The organism is Streptomyces sp. NBC_01017, from assembly GCF_045162795.1.
Taxonomy (GTDB): domain Bacteria; phylum Actinomycetota; class Actinomycetes; order Streptomycetales; family Streptomycetaceae; genus Streptomyces; species Streptomyces machairae.
The window spans coordinates 10,061,267-10,079,056 of sequence record NZ_CP108683.1; the positions used below are offsets into that span (position 1 = coordinate 10,061,267).

At 70.5% G+C, this 17,790-nt stretch carries 17 protein-coding genes; 5 read left to right on the plus strand and 12 right to left on the minus strand.

What is annotated here, in order from left to right; genetic code table 11:
- Positions 1-68: 68 nt before the first annotated feature.
- The 6 genes from OG331_RS45940 to OG331_RS45965 all read right to left on the minus strand — a co-directional run bounded on the left by OG331_RS45940 (position 69) and on the right by OG331_RS45965 (position 8,313).
- Positions 69-1,859, minus strand: coding sequence for an ABC transporter ATP-binding protein (locus tag OG331_RS45940; protein ID WP_406208781.1), 1,791 nt, complete (start codon positions 1,857-1,859; stop codon positions 69-71).
- Positions 1,856-3,565, minus strand: coding sequence for an ABC transporter ATP-binding protein (locus OG331_RS45945; RefSeq protein WP_406208785.1), 1,710 nt, complete (start codon positions 3,563-3,565; stop codon positions 1,856-1,858). The genes OG331_RS45940 and OG331_RS45945 overlap by 4 nt, the downstream gene beginning before the upstream one ends.
- 150 nt (positions 3,566-3,715) lie before the next feature.
- Positions 3,716-5,086, minus strand: a complete 1,371-nt coding sequence (locus OG331_RS45950; protein WP_406208788.1) for a GH1 family beta-glucosidase — start codon at positions 5,084-5,086, stop codon at positions 3,716-3,718.
- A gap of 44 nt (positions 5,087-5,130) precedes the next feature.
- Positions 5,131-5,970: a carbohydrate ABC transporter permease gene (locus OG331_RS45955; RefSeq protein ID WP_328884600.1), complete on the minus strand. Its 840-nt coding sequence runs from the start codon at positions 5,968-5,970 to the stop codon at positions 5,131-5,133.
- A 25-nt stretch (positions 5,971-5,995) separates the two neighbouring features.
- Positions 5,996-6,991 carry a carbohydrate ABC transporter permease gene (locus OG331_RS45960; RefSeq protein WP_406208790.1) on the minus strand — a complete coding sequence of 332 codons (996 nt, stop codon included), beginning with the start codon at positions 6,989-6,991 and terminating at the stop codon, positions 5,996-5,998.
- 5 nt (positions 6,992-6,996) lie between these two features.
- A complete protein-coding gene (locus OG331_RS45965) occupies positions 6,997-8,313 on the minus strand; it encodes an ABC transporter substrate-binding protein (RefSeq protein ID WP_406208792.1) in 1,317 nt (438 codons plus the stop codon).
- Between the two features lie 161 nt (positions 8,314-8,474).
- Between OG331_RS45965 and OG331_RS45970 the strand changes: the two genes are divergently transcribed.
- Positions 8,475-9,743 carry an ROK family protein gene (locus tag OG331_RS45970; protein WP_406208794.1) on the plus strand — a complete coding sequence of 423 codons (1,269 nt, stop codon included), beginning with the start codon at positions 8,475-8,477 and terminating at the stop codon, positions 9,741-9,743.
- The gene (cpt, locus tag OG331_RS45975; protein WP_406208797.1) at positions 9,740-10,273 is read left to right on the plus strand and encodes a chloramphenicol phosphotransferase CPT; all 534 of its coding nucleotides are present in this window, start codon (positions 9,740-9,742) and stop codon (positions 10,271-10,273) included. The genes OG331_RS45970 and cpt overlap by 4 nt, the downstream gene beginning before the upstream one ends.
- A 50-nt stretch (positions 10,274-10,323) precedes the next feature.
- Here the strand turns inward: cpt and OG331_RS45980 are convergent, their stop codons facing one another.
- Complete coding sequence (locus OG331_RS45980) at positions 10,324-10,716, minus strand: VOC family protein (protein ID WP_406208799.1); 393 nt, start codon at positions 10,714-10,716, stop codon at positions 10,324-10,326.
- Entirely contained in the window at positions 10,713-11,015 is a 303-nt protein-coding gene (locus OG331_RS45985) for an ArsR/SmtB family transcription factor (protein WP_406208802.1), read from the minus strand. The genes OG331_RS45980 and OG331_RS45985 overlap by 4 nt, the downstream gene beginning before the upstream one ends.
- A gap of 216 nt (positions 11,016-11,231) precedes the next feature.
- Between OG331_RS45985 and OG331_RS45990 the strand changes: the two genes are divergently transcribed.
- Positions 11,232-11,672: an ATP-binding protein gene (locus tag OG331_RS45990; RefSeq protein ID WP_391405445.1), complete on the plus strand. Its 441-nt coding sequence runs from the start codon at positions 11,232-11,234 to the stop codon at positions 11,670-11,672.
- A gap of 52 nt (positions 11,673-11,724) precedes the next feature.
- On the opposite strand, the gene OG331_RS45995 is transcribed toward OG331_RS45990, so the two are convergent.
- From OG331_RS45995 to OG331_RS46005, 3 genes are all read right to left on the minus strand, one after another.
- Positions 11,725-12,156 carry an ATP-binding protein gene (locus tag OG331_RS45995; protein ID WP_406208805.1) on the minus strand — a complete coding sequence of 144 codons (432 nt, stop codon included), beginning with the start codon at positions 12,154-12,156 and terminating at the stop codon, positions 11,725-11,727.
- 156 nt (positions 12,157-12,312) lie between these two features.
- Complete coding sequence (locus OG331_RS46000; RefSeq protein WP_406208807.1) at positions 12,313-12,684, minus strand: PRC-barrel domain containing protein; 372 nt, start codon at positions 12,682-12,684, stop codon at positions 12,313-12,315.
- 301 nt (positions 12,685-12,985) lie between these two features.
- Positions 12,986-13,819: a SigB/SigF/SigG family RNA polymerase sigma factor gene (locus tag OG331_RS46005; protein WP_406208810.1), complete on the minus strand. Its 834-nt coding sequence runs from the start codon at positions 13,817-13,819 to the stop codon at positions 12,986-12,988.
- Between the two features lie 398 nt (positions 13,820-14,217).
- On the opposite strand from OG331_RS46005, the gene OG331_RS46010 reads away from it, so the two are divergent.
- On the plus strand, positions 14,218-15,093 hold the full coding sequence (locus OG331_RS46010; protein WP_406208813.1) for an RNA polymerase sigma factor SigF: 876 nt from the start codon (positions 14,218-14,220) through the stop codon (positions 15,091-15,093).
- Between the two features lie 1,241 nt (positions 15,094-16,334).
- Here the strand turns inward: OG331_RS46010 and OG331_RS46015 are convergent.
- Positions 16,335-16,805, minus strand: a complete 471-nt coding sequence (locus OG331_RS46015; protein ID WP_406208816.1) for an ATP-binding protein — start codon at positions 16,803-16,805, stop codon at positions 16,335-16,337.
- Between the two features lie 401 nt (positions 16,806-17,206).
- Between OG331_RS46015 and OG331_RS46020 the strand changes: the two genes are divergently transcribed.
- Entirely contained in the window at positions 17,207-17,605 is a 399-nt protein-coding gene (locus OG331_RS46020) for an STAS domain-containing protein (protein ID WP_406208819.1), read from the plus strand.
- The last annotated feature ends 185 nt before the right edge of the window (positions 17,606-17,790 follow it).

Below are 17,790 nucleotides of genomic sequence, written 5' to 3' on the forward strand. Positions count from 1 at the left end.
CGTAGACGTGTTTCCTGTGGAGCCGCGCGGATGAGGCGGGTGTCACGGCAGGGTGGTGCGGTGGGGTCTCAGGTGCCGGTGTCGCGGGAGTCCGACCACGCCTGCCAGAGGGCCGCGTACGGGCCGTCGGCGGCGCGCAGTTCGTCGTGTGTGCCGGTCTCGACGATGCGCCCGGCGTCCATGACGACGATGCGGTCGGCGGCCGCCGCCTGGCTGAGGCGGTGGGCCACGATCAGTGCGGTGCGGCCGTCCACGGCACGGGCGACCGCCTTCTCCAGGGCACGCGCTCCGGCACTGCCCGCCTCGGCGGTGGCCTCGTCGAGGATGACCAGCGGCGGATCGGCGAGGATCAGCCGGGCCAGCGCGAGCGCCTGCGTCCGGTCGCCGCTCAGCCGGTGTCCGCCGTCGCCGACCACCGTGTCCAGGCCGTCGGGCAGCGCCTCTGCCCAGGCGAGGGCGTCGACGCGGTCGAGCGCGGACCGCAGTTCGTCGTTGGTGGCGTCGGGGGCGGCGAGGCGGAGGTCGTCGGCGAGCGGGCCCGCGAAGACGTGGGTCTCCTGGGTGATCAGGGCGACCGTGCGCCGTGCGGTGACCGGGCCGAGCTCCGTCGGCGGGACGCCACCGACCAGCACGGTGCCGGAGGCGGGCGGCTGGATACCGGCGACGAGCCTGGCCAGCGTGGTCTTGCCGGCCCCGCTCGCGCCGACGAGCGCCACCCGCTCGCCATGATGGATCGTCAGGTCGATGTCGTGCAGAACAGGGTGCCCGGGCCGGTACGCGTGGCTGAGCGCGCGGACCGTCACCTCGATGGGGCCCGCCTCGACCGGGCGGGCCGGTCCCGGCGGCGGGGCCTGGTCGGTCACGCCCACGAGCCTGGCGAGGCTCGCCGTCGCCGACTGGGCGTCGTCGAGGAGGACTAGGGCGGCGTTGACGGGGGCGAACAGGCTGTGGAAGTACAGGGCGGCCGCGGTCGCCGTACCGATCGACGCCGAGCCCTGGCGGACCGTCCAGTAGCCGGTGACCAGCACGGCCGTCAGCCCGATGTACTCGGCGATGTGCAGCCGGCTGTAGAAGCCCAGGACCAGCTGCACGCCGCGCATCCGCAGTGCCGCCAGCGACCAGGACCGCTCGCCGACCCGGTCGGCGTGCTCCCGCTCCAGCCGGAAGGCCCGCACCGTGGAGCTGCCCGCGACCGTGTCGAGCAGTTGCTGCTGCTGGGCACTGCCCGCCGCACGCTGCTCGGCGTAGAGCGGAACGGCCCGGCTGACGTACCAGCGCGCGGTGGCCGCCTGCACCGGCACCGCCAGCAGCGCGGCCAGCAGGAACCGCCAGTCGAGCAGGGCCATCGCGCCCAGCGTGAGGACGATGGTCAGCAGCGAACGGGCCAGCTCCGGCAGAGCGCCCCGCACCGCCTCGGCGATCAGCGACACATCGGCGGTGACGCGGGCGGTCAGATCACCGGCCCCGGCCTTCTCGACCCGCTCCAGCGGCAGTCCCAGCGCCCGCTCGACGAACCGCTCGCGCAACCGGGCCAGCGTCGTCTCGCCCAGCCGCGACAGCAGCGAGAGACCGAACCCGGAGCTCACGCCCTGTGCCACGGCGACGGCCACCAGCAGCACCGCCGTCGTGGTGAACGCGTCGGCGGACGCGCGGCCCGCGGCCAGATCGACGATCCGGCCCAGCAGCGGCTGCACCAGCAGGCCGATGGCCGTGGCCCCGACCATCACCGCGAACGCCGCCATGACCAAGGGCCGTTGCGGTCGCAGCAGTTCGGCCACGGCTGCTCGCGTACGCGCGGGTGTGGCGACGGGGAGGAGGTCGGCGCCTTCGGACGTAGCTCCGGCATCGGACGGGGTCATGCGAGCACCGCCGTACGGTAGTCGGCGCAGTCGTGGACCAGTTGCTCGTGACGGCCGCTCGCGGCGACCCTGCCCCCGTCGAGGAGGACGACCCGGTCCGTCACTGCCAGGAGGGCGGGGCTCGTGGTCACCAGCAGCGTGGTGAGGCCGGCGCGTACATCCCTCACCCCGGCGGCGATCCGCGCCTCCGTCACGGCGTCGACGGCCGTGGTGGGCTCGTGCAGGACGAGGACCGGCGCTTCGGCGGCCAGTGCCCGGGCCAGCGCGACGCGCTGCCGCTGTCCCCCGGAGAGCGAATGCCCGCGCGCGGCAACGGCCGTGTCGAGACCGTCGGGCAGTGTGCGTACGACCTCGTCGGTGCCCGAGGCGGCGATGGCGGCCGTGACGGGCGCGCCGGTCCGGGCGTGAGCCGTGGCGGCGACATTGTCGAGGAGGGTGCCCTCGAACAGGTCCGCGTCGTGCTCGGCGACCAGGAGCGCGGCCCGCAGCTCCGCCAGGCCCAGGGCGGTCAGTTCCGTCCCGTCCAGTTCGACGGTCCCGGCGTCCGGGTCGGCGCGGCGGCCGAGGCAGCGCAGCAGGGCCGAGGCGCCGGCGGGATCGGGGGCGACGACGCCAACGGTCTCGCCGGGCGCGATGTCGAGATCGACCCCGGTGAGGGACCCGTACGACAGGCCGCGCAACCGCAGCCGCCCCTCCACCCGGCGCAGCACGTCGCCTTCGGACGACGGGCCGGGCTTCACGGCGTGTTCGGCGCCGAGGACTTCGGCGATCCGGGCGGCGGACGCGCGGCCCTGGGCCAACTCGGCGTTGACCCAGGAGAATTCGGAGAGCGGGCCGATGAGGAACAGGGCGAGCGCGACGGACGTGACGAGCTCGCCGAGGCCGATGTCGCCGCGCGCGGCCAGCCGACCGCCGACGAGTACGACCAGGGCCAGGAACGCGCCGGTGAGCATGGTGACGACCCCGCTCTGCCACGCCTCGGCGCGTGCCGCGCGCAAGGTGGCGGTGAGCGAGTTGCGGCTGACCCGCCGGTAGCGGGCGACGGCCGCCTGCTCGGCGCCGATGCCCTTGAGGACGCGCAGTCCGGCCACCAGGTCCGCCGCGACGCCCGATGCCCGCGCCGCACGCTCCTGCTCGGTCTCGCTGCGCCGCTCCAGCGGCTTGCTCAACAGGTGCACCAGCCACAGCAGCAGGGGAGTGCCCAGCAGCACGAGCAGCCCGAGAGTCAGGGACACGCGCAGCAGCACGACCGCCCCGACCGTCAGACCGGTCGCGGCGGCCACGCCGACGACGAGGGCCATCGTGACGGCACCGACCCGCCGGGCGTCCTCGGTGGCGGTGTTCGCCAGCTCGCCGGGCAACCGGCCGTCGTCCGCGCCTCCTTCGGGAGCGAGGACGCGGCCGATCAGCTCGGTCCTGAGACGGTGCGCGACCGTCACGGAGGCCCGCTCACCGGCCCGTGCACCGAAGCGGAAGCTGAAGGACAGCCCGACGTACACGACGGCCAGGACCCCGAGCCACAGCAGCAGACCGGCGACGTCCCCGTCCACCACCCCGCGGTCGATGGCCACACCGATGAGCACCGGCACGAGAGCCTCGCCCGTCTGATGGCCCATGCCCAGCACGGCACCCAGGACGACATCGCGGCGCTGTTCTCGCACCGCCCGCCACAGGACGGTCCGTCCCGGCAGGTCCGCCTTACTCACGCACCCCTCCGGAGCGGATTCACAGTGCACGAACACCGTGCGCACAAAGTTAGGTAAGCCTAACTGTAACCCCTTTGGGTGACCACCCCTCGACCCCCCCCCGTACGACCGAGGGGCCGCCCGGCCTGCCAGGGCCTGTCGCAACAGGCCCTAGGCGGCGTTGCGTGCCCTCTCCGCATGCGCCCGGACGATGTCCGCGTACCGGTGGCCGCTGCCCTTGATGGTGCGGGCCTGGGTGCGGTAGTCGACATGCACCAGACCGAAGCGCTTGTCATAGCCGTACGCCCACTCGAAGTTGTCCAGCAGCGACCAGGCGAAGTAGCCGGCCAGCGGGGCGCCCTTGCGGGCGGCGGACGCGCACGCCGCGAGATGGCCGATCAGGTACTCCTGGCGCTCCGGGTCGTCCACCGTCCCGTCGGGCCGTACGACATCGGGGTAGGCCGAGCCGTTCTCCGTGACGTACAGCTTGCGGGCGCCGTAGTCCTGCGTCAGCCGGAGCAGCAGGCGCTCGATGCCGGATGCGTCGATCTCCCAGTCCATGCCCGTGCGGGGTACGCCGGGACGGCGGATCGTGCGGACGTGCGGGGCCGGTCCGGTGGGGTCGTCGGCGACGGTGGAGGAGAAGTAGTAGTTGAGGCCCAGCCAGTCAAGGGGCTGCGCGATCGTCTCCAAATCGCCCGGCTGCTCCGGGAGTTCGACGCCGGACGCGGCGGCGTAGACCTCGCGCATGTCCTTCGGGAAGCCACGGCCGTGGACCGGGTCCAGCCACCAGCGGTTGGTGTGCCCGTCCTGGCGCCGGGCCGCCGCGACGTCCTCGGGATGGTCGCTGGCGGCCTCGACGGCGGACAGGTTGTTGACGATGCCGACCTGGGCGCCCGGTGCCGCCGCCCGGATCGCCTGCGCTGCCAGACCGTGGCCGAGGAGGAGATGGTAGGAGGCGTGGACGGCCGCCGAGAGGTCGGTCAGGCCGGGCGCCATCTTGCCTTCCAGGTGCCCGATCCAGGCGGAGCACAGGGGCTCGTTGAGCGTGGTCCAGTGCTGGACACGGTCGCCTAGACGCTCGGCGACGACCGCCGCGTACGAGCCGAAGTGGTGGGCGGTGTCGCGGGCCGGCCAGCCGCCCCGGTCCTGGAGCGCCTGCGGCAGGTCCCAGTGGTAGAGGGTGACGGACGGGGTGATGCCCGCCTCCAGCAGGCCGTCGATCAACGCGTCGTAGAAGTCGAGGCCCTTCGCGTTGGCCGGCCCGTCGCCGCCCGGCACGACACGCGGCCAGGCGATCGACAACCGGTAGGCGTTGGTGCCCAGCCGGCGCATCAGCGCGATGTCCTCGCGCCAGCGGTGGTAGTGGTCGCAGGCGATGTCGCCGTGGTCGTCGTTGTCGATCTTGCCGGGAGTGTGCGAGAACGTGTCCCAGATCGAGGGGGAGCGGCCGTCCTCGGCGACGGCTCCCTCGATCTGGTAGGCCGACGTGGCCGTGCCCCACAGGAAGTTCTCGGGGAGTGCGGCAAGGTCGATGGTCACGGAATTCCCTTCGGAGACAGCGGAGGCGGAGACAGCAGCGTGGGTCACTTGACGGCTCCCGCCGTCAGACCGGTGACGAGATAGCGCTGCAGAAGCAGGAACCCGGCGACCACGGGCACGCTGACGACCAGCGAGGCGGCCATGATCTGGTTCCAGTACACGTTGTTGAGCGTGGAGTAGCCCTGGAGGCCGACGGCCAGCGTGCGGGTGGTGTCGTTGGTCATCACCGAGGCGAACAGCACCTCGCCCCAGGCGGTCATGAAGGCGTAGACGGCGACCGCGACGATGCCGGGGATCGCCGCCGGCACGACGACCCGGAACAGCGCCCCGAGGGGGCCGCAGCCGTCCACCATCGCCGCCTCGTCCAGGTCGCGCGGCACCGAGTCGAGGTACCCGATCAGCATCCAGATCGAGAACGGCAGCGAGAAGGTCAGATACGTCAGGATCAGACCGCCGCGCGAGCCGAACAGGGCGATACCGGTGGCGTTGCCGATGTTGACGTAGATCAGGAACAGCGGCAGCAGGAAGAGGATGCCGGGGAACATCTGCGTGGACAGCACCGTGACCGTGAAGACGCGCTTGCCCCGGAAGTTGTGGCGGCTGACCGCGTACGCCGCGAACACCGCGATCACCACCGAGCAGACGGTCGCCGCGCCCGCCACGATCAGCGAGTTCACGAAATACCGGGCCAGCGGGATCGTCGACCAGATGTCGATGTACGGCCGGATCGTCAGCTCGCTCGGCAGCCAGCGGAACTCCCCGGAGACGTCGGCCAGTGGCTTCAGCGAGCTGGAGACCATGACGTAGACCGGCACCAGGACGAACCCGGTGAGCAGGGTGAGGAAGACCCGCCGGGACCAGTAGTAGGACCGCGGCGGAGCCATCGGCGAGCGGGGCGCCCGGGAGGTGCTAGACATCGGCCGTCTTCCTTCCTCGGGAGGTCAGCAGGAGGTAGACGCCCGTCACCACGAGCAGGAACAGCAGCAGCAGGACGGACATGGCGGAACCGGTGCCGAAGTTCCAGGTGACGAACGACGCCTGGTAGATGTGGACCGAGATGAGGTCCGCGGCCTGCGGAGCGGTCCTGCCGAACAGGACGTACGGCGTGTTGAAGTCGTTGAACGTCCACAGGAACAGCACGAGCACCAGGACCTGGTTGACCGGACGCAGCGAGGGCAGGGTGATCCGGCGGATCTGCTGCCACATGCCGGCCCCGTCGAGGGCTGCGGCCTCGTACTGCTCCTTCGGGATGTTCTGCAGACCGGCCATGACGATGAGGAAGGCGAACGGCCAGCCCTTCCACACCGACACCACGAGCAGCGCGACGAAGCTGTTGTCGCCGATGAGCCAGAAGGACGGCTTGTCGGTGATGCCGAGCTGGTCGTGCAGGACGTGGTTCACCAGCCCGTTGTCGTGCTGGAACATGAACACCCAGGTGATGACCGCCGCGTACACGGGCAGCGCGTACGGCACCAGGAACAGGGCGCGCAGCAGGCCCCGGCCGCGGAAGGTGTCCTGCATGTAGATCGCCGCCGCCGTACCGATCAGCCAGCACAGGCCCACCGACAGCAGGGTGAAGGCGACGGTGACGAGGAAGGAGTGCAGCAGCGCCTCGCCCACGGGGGCGTCGAAGTCCACCGACACCTCGTAGTTGGACAGCCCCGTCCAGGGCGCGGTGCCCCAGTCGCGGATGTAGAACTGCGTGAGCTCCTTGAAGCTCATCACGATGCCGATCACCATCGGCACCAGATGGACCAGCAGTTCGAGGAGCAGGGCCGGCAGGAGCAGCAGATACGGCAGTGCGATACGGCGGATCCGCCCGGGGCGGCGGAAGCGGGGCGTCTGCTCCGCCGACCCGGACGAGTTCTTGTGCGGGGCCGCCTCTGCGGGAGCAGCGGTCGTCATCGTGCTCACTTCGTCGGCATCTGCTGCTGGGCCTTCTCGAGCGCCGCCTTCACCGAGTCGGTGGTGACCGGACGCCCGGCGGCCGCGTCGGCGAACAGGTCCTTCACGGCCGTACCGACGGCCGTCTCGAACTGGGACTCGTCGGCGACCTGCGGCATCGCGGCGGCGCTCTGGGCGAGGGTGTCCTTGAGGACGGCGTTGGCCCCGGCGTTGAAGGAGGCGTCCGACTGGGCGCCCTTCACCGGCGGGATCGAGCTGAACGCGGTGTTCAGGACCTTCTGTTCCTCGTCGCTGGTCATGAACTTCACGAACTTCTTGGCGCCGTCGACGTTGTCGGTGTTCTTGAACACGGCGAGGTTGATGCCGGCCACGATGGAGTTGACCTGCTTGTCGGTGCCGGGAGCGCCGGACTGCACCGGAACGGGGGCGACACCGTAGGAGTCCGCGCTCATGCCCTGGGACTCGAGGTTGGCGGACGCGCTCTGCCACAGCAGCATCGCGGTCTTGCCCTTGGCGAAGTCGCTGACCGACTGGTTCTGGGCGTACTCGGCGTTGCCCGGCGCGATGACCTTGTCCTTGGCCATCAGGTCGACGTACTGCTTGATCGCGTCGACCGCGCCGTCATTGGCGAAGTCGGGCTTGCCGTCGGCGGTGAAGAAGTCGGCACCGTGCTGCTTGGCGAAGACGAAGACGTGGTGGATGTTCTCGGACGGGTTCGAACCCTCGGCGCCCAGGCCCCACTTGCCGTCCCCCGACAGCTTCTTGCCCGCGGCGACGAGGTCGTCCCAGGTGGCCGGGGGCTTGGCTATGCCCGCGTCGGCGAACAGCTTCTTGTTGTAGTAGAGCGCGTACGCCATCGAGTACAGCGGTACGGCCGCCGGGTCCTGGCCCTGCGCGCCGGTCGAGCCGAGCGCGGAGTCGACGAAGCGGTCCTTGCCGCCGATCGCGGTGAAGTTCTTCTCGTCCCACGGCAGTAGCGCGCCGGTCGCCTGGAGGGAGGCACTCCAGGTGTTGCCGATGTTGAGGACGTCGGGGCCCTGGCCCGAGGTGGTGGCGGTGAGGATCCGGTTCAGCAGGTCCGACCAGGGGACGACCTCCAGCTTCACCTCGATCCCGGTCTGCTTCTTGAACTTGTCGAGCTCGGGCTGGAGGACCTTCTTGTCGACCTCGATGCTGGCGCCCTGGTTGGAGGCCCAGTAGGTGAGCGTCTTCGGTGAGTCGTTGGACCCGCCGCCCGTCGACGAGCCGCCACCGCAGGCGGTCACGGCGGTCAGCAGGGAAACGGTGACGGCACCGACGGCCGCGGCTCGGATTCTGCGCATGGCTCAGGCGTCCCTTTCCGGAGGGATACCCAACGCGAGCGTTCACTTCCCGAACGCCGCTCATGGGTTAATTTAGAGCGTGATTTAAGACCCGAAGGAAGGGCGCGTCAAGAGATCGCGCGGCGGTATGTTGCTGTTCGGGCGCGTCGGAAGGGACCCACATGGCAGGGCGGAACGGACGGACAGTGCGTGACCTGCGACGGGGCAATCGCACCGTCGTACTGCAACGGTTGTATTTCGACGGCCCGTTGAGCCGCTTCGAACTGGCCCCGGCCACCGGGCTGAGTGGCGGTTCCATCAGCAACGTGGTCGCGGAACTCGTCGCCGACGGCCTCGTCGAGGAGGCCGGAACCGTCGAGTCCGACGGCGGCCGTCCCCGCACCCTGCTGCGCGTCGCCCCCGCGGGCGGCCACATGATCGGCGTCGACGTCGGCGAGACCCGCGTACGCGTCGAGCTCTTCGACCTCACCCTCACCGAACTCGCCCGCACCGAACGGCCGCTGGAGCGCCAGGGCTACGACGTCGAAGTCATCGTCGGGCACATCCGCGACGGCATCACCGAGGTTCTCGCCGAGACGGGCATCGCCCCCGAACGGCTTCTGGGTGTGGGCATCGGCGTGCCCGGCATCGTGGCCCGCACCCCTGAGCAGGGCGCCGTGGTGCACGGCCAGACGATCGGCTGGGACGCCGTACCGCTCGAATCGCTGCTCCGCTCGACGTGCGAACTCCCCGACTCCGTCCCGTACTTCATCGACAACGGCGCCCGGACCCTCGGCCAGGCCGAGATGTGGTTCGGCGCCGGACGCGGCGCCCGCAGCGCGGTGGTCGTCCTCTTCGGCTCCGGCGTCGGCGCCTGTCTCGTCACACAGGAGGTGGAGCAGGGCCGGTCCGTCGAGTGGGGGCACCTGACCGTACGGGTCAGGGGGCGCCGCTGCCGCTGCGGCGCCCTCGGCTGCCTGGACGCGTACGCGGGCGCGGAGGCGCTCCTCGACCGCTGGCGCGAGGAGGGCGGCCACCCACCGGAGGGCACCGACGAGGAGACCGCACTGACGGCGATGCTCGCCGCGGCCCACCCCGCCGAGGGCGCCGAGGCCGACCCGGCGGCCCTCGCCGTCCTGGAGGAGGCCGCCGAGTACCTGGGCGCCGGCCTGTCCGACCTGATCAACCTCTTCCAGCCCGAACGCATCCTCATCGGCGGCTGGGCGGCACTCCGGCTGGGCCCCCGCATCCTGCCCGCCGTACGCCGCCACGCCACCGCCTACGCCCTGCGCCATCCCGCCGAGCGCGTCTCCATCGACCTCGGAGGCCTCGGCCCGGACGCGGTCACGGTCGGCGCGGCGATCCTGCCGCTCGCGGAGTTCTTCGCCGGGGGCGGACAGCGGAAAATTCCATCGGGGCAGGGCGGGAAGCGGCCTAGTGTGGCGCGGTGACTACTCAGGTGATCGTGCTGAACGGCGGTTCCAGCTCGGGGAAGTCCGGGATCGTACGGTGTCTGCAGGCCGTACTGCCGGACCCGTGGCTGGCGTTCGGGGTCGACTCGTTCGTCGCCGCCCTGCCCGCGAGGATGCAGGGGGCGGACGGGGGGATCACGTTCGCGCCGGACGGCGGTGTGAGTGTCGGGGCGGACTTCCGGGTGTTGGACGCGGCCTGGATCGAGGGGATCGCCGCGATGGCCCACGCGGGCGCGAGGGTCATCGTCGACGACGTCTTCCTCGGCGGGGCAGGGTCCCAGCAGCGGTGGCGGAAGGCGCTGGGCGACCTCGCCGTGCTGTGGGTCGGCGTCAGGTGCGACAGCGCGGTCGCCGCGGGCCGTGAGGTCGCACGCGGAGACCGGGTCCAGGGGATGGCCGCGCTCCAGGCGCACGTGGTTCACGAAGGGGTCGGCTATGACCTGGAGGTGGACACGACGCACACCGAGTCCCTGGTGTGCGCGCGAACCATCGCCGCGCGGGTCGGCTGACGGAGTCCAACTCCTTGGCGCCGGGCCGAGGCCCCTGCGCGAGTCGCCGCCTACTGCGGCTCCGTGGCGATCTGGATCAGGTTGCCGCAGGTGTCGTCGAGGACCGCGGTGGTGACGGGACCCATGTCCAGGGGCTCCTGGGTGAAGCGGACGCCGAGGTTGCGCAGGCGGTCGTACTCCGCGTGGACGTCGTCGACAGCGAACTGAGCGAGGGGAATGCCGTCCTGGACGAGGGTGTCGCGGTAGGTCTTCACGGCCGGGTGGCCGGCGGGCTCCAGAAGCAGTTCGGTGCCGCCGGGCTCGTCGGGGGAGACGACGGTCAGCCAGCGGTCCTTCTCGCCCACCGGGACGTCATGCTTCTTCATGAAGCCGAGAATCTCGGTGTAGAAGTGCTCGGCCTTGGTCTGGTCGTCGACGAAGACGCTGGTCAGGTGGATCTTCATGGGGTGCTCTCCTCGGGTCCGGATGAGTCGCGCACGAGCCATCGCTCGGTGATCTGCCGCAGCGGAGCCGTGTTCAGGTCATGGAATTTGTAGCGGCCCTCCCGCCTGGTCTCGACGAGCCCGGCGGCCTCCAGCACGGCCAGGTGCTGGGAGACCCCCTGACGCGAGATGCCGAGCTGATGCTTCATGCTCAGCCGCGCACAGATCTCGAACAGTGTCTGCCCGGACTTCTCCGTCAGCTCGTCGAGAATCGTGCGGCGGGTGGGGTCGGCCAAGGCTTTGAAAAGGTCGTCGGCCACGACCCCAGCATAGGCAAGTGTTCGCTTGCCTATCAAGTCGGGATGCGTCGCGTCCCGAACCGGCGCAGCAGGCCCCAGTGGCCTCCCTCTTCCGCGATGTCCCGCCGGCTCCTACCGTTCCGTACGCGTAGCCGCGCTCAGCCTGGGAACCAGCAGCGGTGAAAGCTGTACGAAACAAAGTCACGCGGCCGACGGCAGCGGGCCGAAGAAGGTGTGATGGCGACCGAATCGCGTGGGGGCGGGAAGAAACCGCCGTCCGAAGAGATCGAGGACTGGGAGGCAGCGTTTGACGGGGGATTTGGTGATGTGACGAGAGCCCGCCTCAGCGCGGAGGAGTTCCTGACCACGCTCGCGCGGTCGGTCGCGCCGACGACGCCCGAGTACCGGGACGACATCCTGCTCGTCGTCAGCGAGCTGGCGGCCAATGCGATCCAGTACGCACCGGGGCCGCTGCGGCTGGTGATGCGCAAAACGTTCGACGGGGTGCATGTGACGTTCAGCGACACGAGCACCACGCCACCGGAGCCACGCCCGTTCCACCCCGGCAACGGCACCGGCGGCGGCATCGGCTGGTACCTGATCCACACGCTGTGCGACCAGGTCAGTGTGGTGGTGCGGGACGACGGCAAGGACGTGCACGCGTTCCTGCCCTGGTGAGGGGCGCCCGCCCGTGCGGGCGGACTCTCAGCCCCTCACGCACCTCAGCCCCTCATGCAAGGGGCACAAGCACGCTGACCGTCTTGCCGCCCTCGCGGCGCCGCTCGATGTGGATCTCGCGGGTCAGGCGGATGATCAGCGGCCACCCGTATCCGCTGCCCTCGTGCACGAGCGGCAGCGTGCCGGGCCCGTAGGCCGCGGAGGGCACGGCGTCGCTGTAGTCGTGCACGCTCAGGCCCACGGCATCGGGCAGCAGGGCCACCTCGAACCCCGCGAGGCCGCCGCCATGCCGGATCGCGTTGGTGACCAGTTCGGACACCACCAGCAGGAGATCCATGACGGCCCGCTCACTCGCCGGGTCGGACGGCGCGCGCCATCCCTCCGCCACGAGCGACCGCACATAGCTCCGTGCCGCCGCCGCGCTGGTGATCGGGACCGGCCTGGCAGGCGCGGTCCCGACGTCCCCGGCCGGACGGCGTTCCATCGGCTTCACGGCTGCTCGTACGCTGCCCGCGGAATGCTCGTCACTCCCCGAGCATCACAGGCGCGCACCAAGAAGACTGCGGCTCCCGTCACTTCACCATTCCTCGCATGTCGTTGTCTCCGCTCCTCGTCGTCCGACCGCGTTCCTGGCGCTCTGCTACCCGGACTCTCCCGAATCATGGGGCAAAGTGGCGTAGTACGCACCGACGGCGGACAGGTACTCGGGATCGAGCGTCTCGCGGTCCGTCCGGAAACGGGGAGCCGCCTTGGCCTCCTCACGGGTACACCCCACAGTGATCAGCCGGGCCGTCATGTCGACGCCGGTGATCATCCCCGCGGGGATCAGCAGACTCCTGCCGAAAACCCATACGCCCGTGTCGACGATCAGGTGGCGCAGGGGAGTGTCGTCGGCCTGGCGGTCCACATGGCCGACGACGCCGTCGGCCGCCTCGACCTTGAACCCCGTGAGCGTCCGTCCCTCCTGGTGGCCGCTCCCGGGACGGTACGACCAGATTCTGTCGATGCTCACATCGCCTCCCTCTCCTTGCCGCTCAGGGCGGTGTCCCACTTTGGCACCTCAGCCGACCACCGCCGGCCCCTGCGCCGCCGGAGGCTCCTCGGCTGCTACGCCCGCCGTGACCACGCGTCGCTTCACCTGTATGCCTCGTACTCCTCGACGAGCCTGCGCAGCATCGCCGGATGGGGCATCAGCATGGGTATCCGCTCCTGGATGAGTGCTGGGGGGCGATGGAAGGCACCGGGAACCGGGGCCGACCTTGCGTCGCCCGCCGACCCGCCCGCACGGCGGTCCGGTGGTGGCCGACGTGGCCTTACGGCTGGTTCCCCCGGTCGAGCGCCTCTTCCCGCACCTGCGCGCAGCACCGGCTGATGAGGCGGGAGACATGCATCTGGGAGATCCCCAGCTGCTCGGCGATACGGCTCTGGGTCATGTCCTCGAAGAACCGCATGTACAGGATGGCGCGCTCCCGCTCGGGCAGCCGCCGCAGCCCCTCCTTCGCCGCCTCCCGGTCTACGACGACGTCGTACGCCTCCTCATTGCCGCCGATGGTGTCGGCGAGGCTGAAGCCGTCGTCGCTCGAGGACATTTCGGCGTCGAGGGAAAGGGTGCTGAAGCTGTCCAACGCCTCCAGCCCCGCGTTGACCTCCTCCTCGGTCAGCCCGGCACGGGCGGCGATCTCGGCGACCGAGGGGGTGGAGCCGCCCGAGGTCGTGACGAGGTCGCGGCGCGCGATCCGTACCTTGTTGCGCAGCTCCTGGACGCGACGGGGAACCCTGAGGGCCCACATCCGGTCGCGGAAGTGCCGCTTGATCTCGCCCGTGATGGTGGGCACTGCGTAGCTCTCGAAGGCTCCTCGTCCCGGCTCGAACCGGTCTATCGCCTTCACCAGCCCGAGGGCCGCGACCTGGCGCAGATCGTCCAGCGACTCACCGCGGTTGCGGAAGCGGCCGGCGATGCGGTGGGCCATGGGCAGCCACGCCCGGGCCAGTTCGTCGCGTACGGCGTCGCGCTCGGGCCCTTCGGGCAGAGCGGCCAGCCGGGTGAAGTCGGCCGCGGTGTCGGGGGCGTCGTCGTGGACGCGTCCGCCGGCCACGCGGGGACGGGCAGAGTTGTCGGAACCATGTGCGGACGTTTCAACCAACATGAGGAACAGCTCCCGAACGACGTACTCAGGGAATCTCCGTGGGAAACGGTGCAGAGGGCTCGAAGGCCCTGGAGCGGTCACACCTGTCGCACCGTGGCGCCTCTGGTCCGAAGCACGAAAATCCGCATGCCCCGCAACTCCCCACGCAAACGACCGGACGTAGAAGGGCCGTCCGATACCGGCGTCCACGGGCGACGGACTGCCGGCGGGCGACCGAGTGGGGCGCCGCGCCGCTCCGGTAAGTCCGCGGAGGAGGTGGCCGGATCGACCGTTCTCAAGGGCGTCTTCACGCCAGAACTCACCTCCGTGCCGCGATCCGAACGACACAAGAGGAGTGAGTTGCTCGAACTCGGGCACGCGGGGAAACGACAACAAGTTCCGGCGATCGGGAGGGCAGCATGGCAGCCGTGACGGTGGCGCAGGCAACGGCCACGGCACAGGAGACGGTCACGACGCAGGGGGCGGCGCTGCCGCGGGTCGAGGAGCCGACGAGGGTGAGCCCTCAGGACGCACGTGGGTTGTCGCGTCAGTTCTTCGATCGACTGGTCATGCTGGAAGAGGGCACGCACGAACACCAGTACGTACGTAACACGCTGATCGAGATGAACCTCTCGCTGGTGCGGTACGCGGCTTCGCGGTTCCGCACACGTGGGGACTCGGTGGAGGACGTGGTCCAGGTCGGGACCATCGGGCTGATCAAAGCCATCGACCGCTTCGAGGTCGCGCGGGAGGTCGAGTTCACGACGTTCGCGGTCCCGTACATCGTCGGCGAGATCAAGCGGTTCTTCCGTGACACGAGCTGGGCGGTTCATGTGCCGCGCCGGTTGCAGGAGGCGCGCGCGGAGTTGGCGAAGGCGACCGAGGAACTCGGTTCCCGGCTGGGCCGCATGCCGACCACCCGCGAACTCTCGGAGCTGATGTCCCTCTCCGAGGAAGAGGTGATCGAGGCCCGCAAGGCCTCCAACTGCTACCAGTCCGCCTCCCTCGACGCGGCCGTCACGTCCGACTCCGAGAACGGCGAGTCCGTTCTGGCCGACCTCCTCGGCGAGGAGGATCCCTCGCTGGAACTCGTCGAGGACTTCCACTCGTTGGCACCCCTGATCGCCGGGCTGGACGAGCGGGAGCGCCGGATCATCCATCTGCGCTTCGTCGAGGAGCTCACCCAGGCGCAGATCGCCGAACAGATCGGCGTCTCCCAGATGCACGTCTCGCGCCTCATCAGCCGCATCATCAAGCAACTGCGCGCGGGGTTGCTGGAGCCCGGGGTCGCCTGACCTGAAGCACCCCGAGTCACCCTCACCGGCCGACGCCCACCTGGGCGTCGGCCGGTTCGCCTGAGTGGCACCAGCAAGTGTTGCTGCCCTGTCGGTCCTTGGCCTGTCGGTCCTTGGCCTGTCGGCCTGGGTGCCACGGCGTTTGCACGCTGGCCCACCGGTCTGTCCCGTCGACCCCACCGGCCTTCTGGCGCCTACCCACTGGACTGTCGCGTCGGCCCACCAGCCTGTCCGCGTCGTCGTCCGGCCAGGCGCGTGGCCAGGTCAGTCTCTCCGGGGCGGATCAACATCCTCGCCCCGTCCGATCAGGTCGGTAGCCGACCCGCTGGCGTCGGGCCCTGACGACCCGGTCCCGGCCTCGCTGACCCACCCGGCCCTCCGTGCCGGTCACTGGCCGTTCCCGTTGGCCCGCCGGCCCCACGACACTGGCGGCCTATGGCCCACCGTCCCGTTGGCCCGCCGGCCCTCCGTGCCCCGGCGGCCGACTTCTCCTTCTCCCCCTGACCCCCGGCCTCCTGACGCTGGCGGCCTATGGCCCGTCCCGTTGGCCGGCCGGCCCTCCGTGCCCCGGCGGCCGACTTCTCCTTCTCCCCTTGACCCCCGGCCTCCTGACGCTGGCGGCCTATGGCCCGTCCCGTTGGCCGGCCGGCCCTCCGTGCCCCGGCGGCCGACTTCTCCTTCTCCCCTTGACCCCCGGCCTCCTGACGCTGGCGGCCTATGGCCCGTCCCGTTGGCCGGCCGGCCCTCCGTGCCCCGGCGGCCGACTTCCCCTTCTCCCCTTGACCCCCGGCCTCCTGACGCTGGCGGCCTATGGCCCGTCCCGTTGGCCCGCCGGCCCTCCGTGCCCCGGCCACTGGCCTCTCCCCTTGACCCACGACTCCTGAGGCTGTTGGTCACGGGCCCGTCCCGTTGCCCGCCGGCCTTTCCGCCCGCTGGCCCCGGCCTCTCCCGCTGGCGCATCGGGCCCCATGACACTGCCGGTCACCGGCTCGTCCCGTTGCCCGTCGGCCTCTCCGCGCCGTCCAACCGGCCAGTCCCATCGGACCACCGGCCCTCATTGCGCTGCCCCACCGGTCTGGCCGCCCGTCCCGTCCGCACCCGGCCCAGTCCGCGTCGGCCCCGGCCGGTTCCGTCCGCAGCGGCACTCTCTCCGCCCCTGCCCATCATCCGCACCCCGTCCGATCAGGCCGGCAAGCCGATCCGCCCCGACCATCCCCCGACCATCCCCCGACCCGTCCCCGTCAGGCCCTGTTGGCCCACTCCGGGCACTCCGTCGGCAGCCGCAGCACCGCGGTGACGCGCTTGCCGCCCGTCGGGAGGTCGGAGACCAGCACCGTGCGGGACAGCCTGCAAACGATCGGCCAGCCGCGGCCTCCGCAGCGGTGGCGGCCCTGGCGGTCGATCGGGTCGAGGGTGACCGGCCGGCGGCGTTCGCGGTCGCTGACGGACAGATACAGGTCCTCGCCGACGACCTCGACGTCGAAGCCGGTGACGCCGCCGCCGTGCAGCATCGCGTTGGTCGTCAGCTCCGACGCCACCAGCAGCGCGTCAGAGAGGGTGTCCGGCTCGCAGGCGGCGCCGCGTGCGAGCGACTGTTCGGACAGAACCCGCCGCACAGCGCCGCGCGCCTCCGCCGGACTCCGCGGCCCCCGGCGCACACGGCCCGCGCCCGTTGAGGTCTTGGTGACACCGGTCCGGTACTGCTCACTCATCCTTACGCTCCCTGACAGAGGCGAGGAGGCCCGAGTTCCCGAGTTCCCTTCCTTCCTCCACATCGTGTGATGTCTCTCTAATCGCGTGACCCGTCGACCGCCCGCCAAACCGCCCGCCCGGCCCTTGCACGCAAAAGCAGTCAGAAGGAGCCGCCGGAAGCGTGACGGCGGGCGGCTCGCTCGCACGTGCCCCGTGTGCTGGGGAGATTCGGGGGTAGGCGGCCGAACGCATCGATGGACGGTCAACACGCGTGCAGCACAGGAGCGTCATGCCCGAAACCGCCTGCGACGGGTCAGCGAGAGGCGCGACAGGCCGGTTGCGGGGAATTCTTCGCTCCACGATGCATTGAATCCGTCCGTCGGGGCACCCGTCACGATCGCCAACGCCTATGGAGGTACTTGTGTCCGTTGCCCAGAATCCCTTGTCGATCAAGGTGGAAGTGCCCCGGGAGGATGCCGTGCTGCTCACGGTCGAGGGCGACCTGGACATGGATACAGCGACCGAGTTGCAGCACCATCTCGCGAACCAGCTGCACCATGGCCGACGGAACTTCATCCTGGACATCGCCGGCGTCCCGTTCATGGACTCGTCCGGCATGAACATCGTGCTGAGGGCGTATCAGGAGGTACGGGAGATTCCGGGGGGCGTGTATGTGATCTCCCCGACGCCCGCCGTCCGGCGGATCATGGATCTCACAGGTGTCAGCATCACCGTCCCGATCGTGGGGAGTGTCGAGGAGGCGCTCGCCACCGCGGACGCGGGGCCGGAGTCAGGGCCTCCGGCCGGCACGGTGGAGTGATGACCGCTTCGGACTGAAGACCGCTGCCCGAAGAGGCAGTTCATCGATCGCGAGCCGCACCCGCATGCCCAACAGTTGCCGTTTGACAACTATGGTCATGAGGCAACAGAGTGAGCGAGTCAAGCGCGGGAGGGGTGTGGAACGTGCCGGTCAGCAACGACGACGGCCCGCGTCGCCGGGCGGCG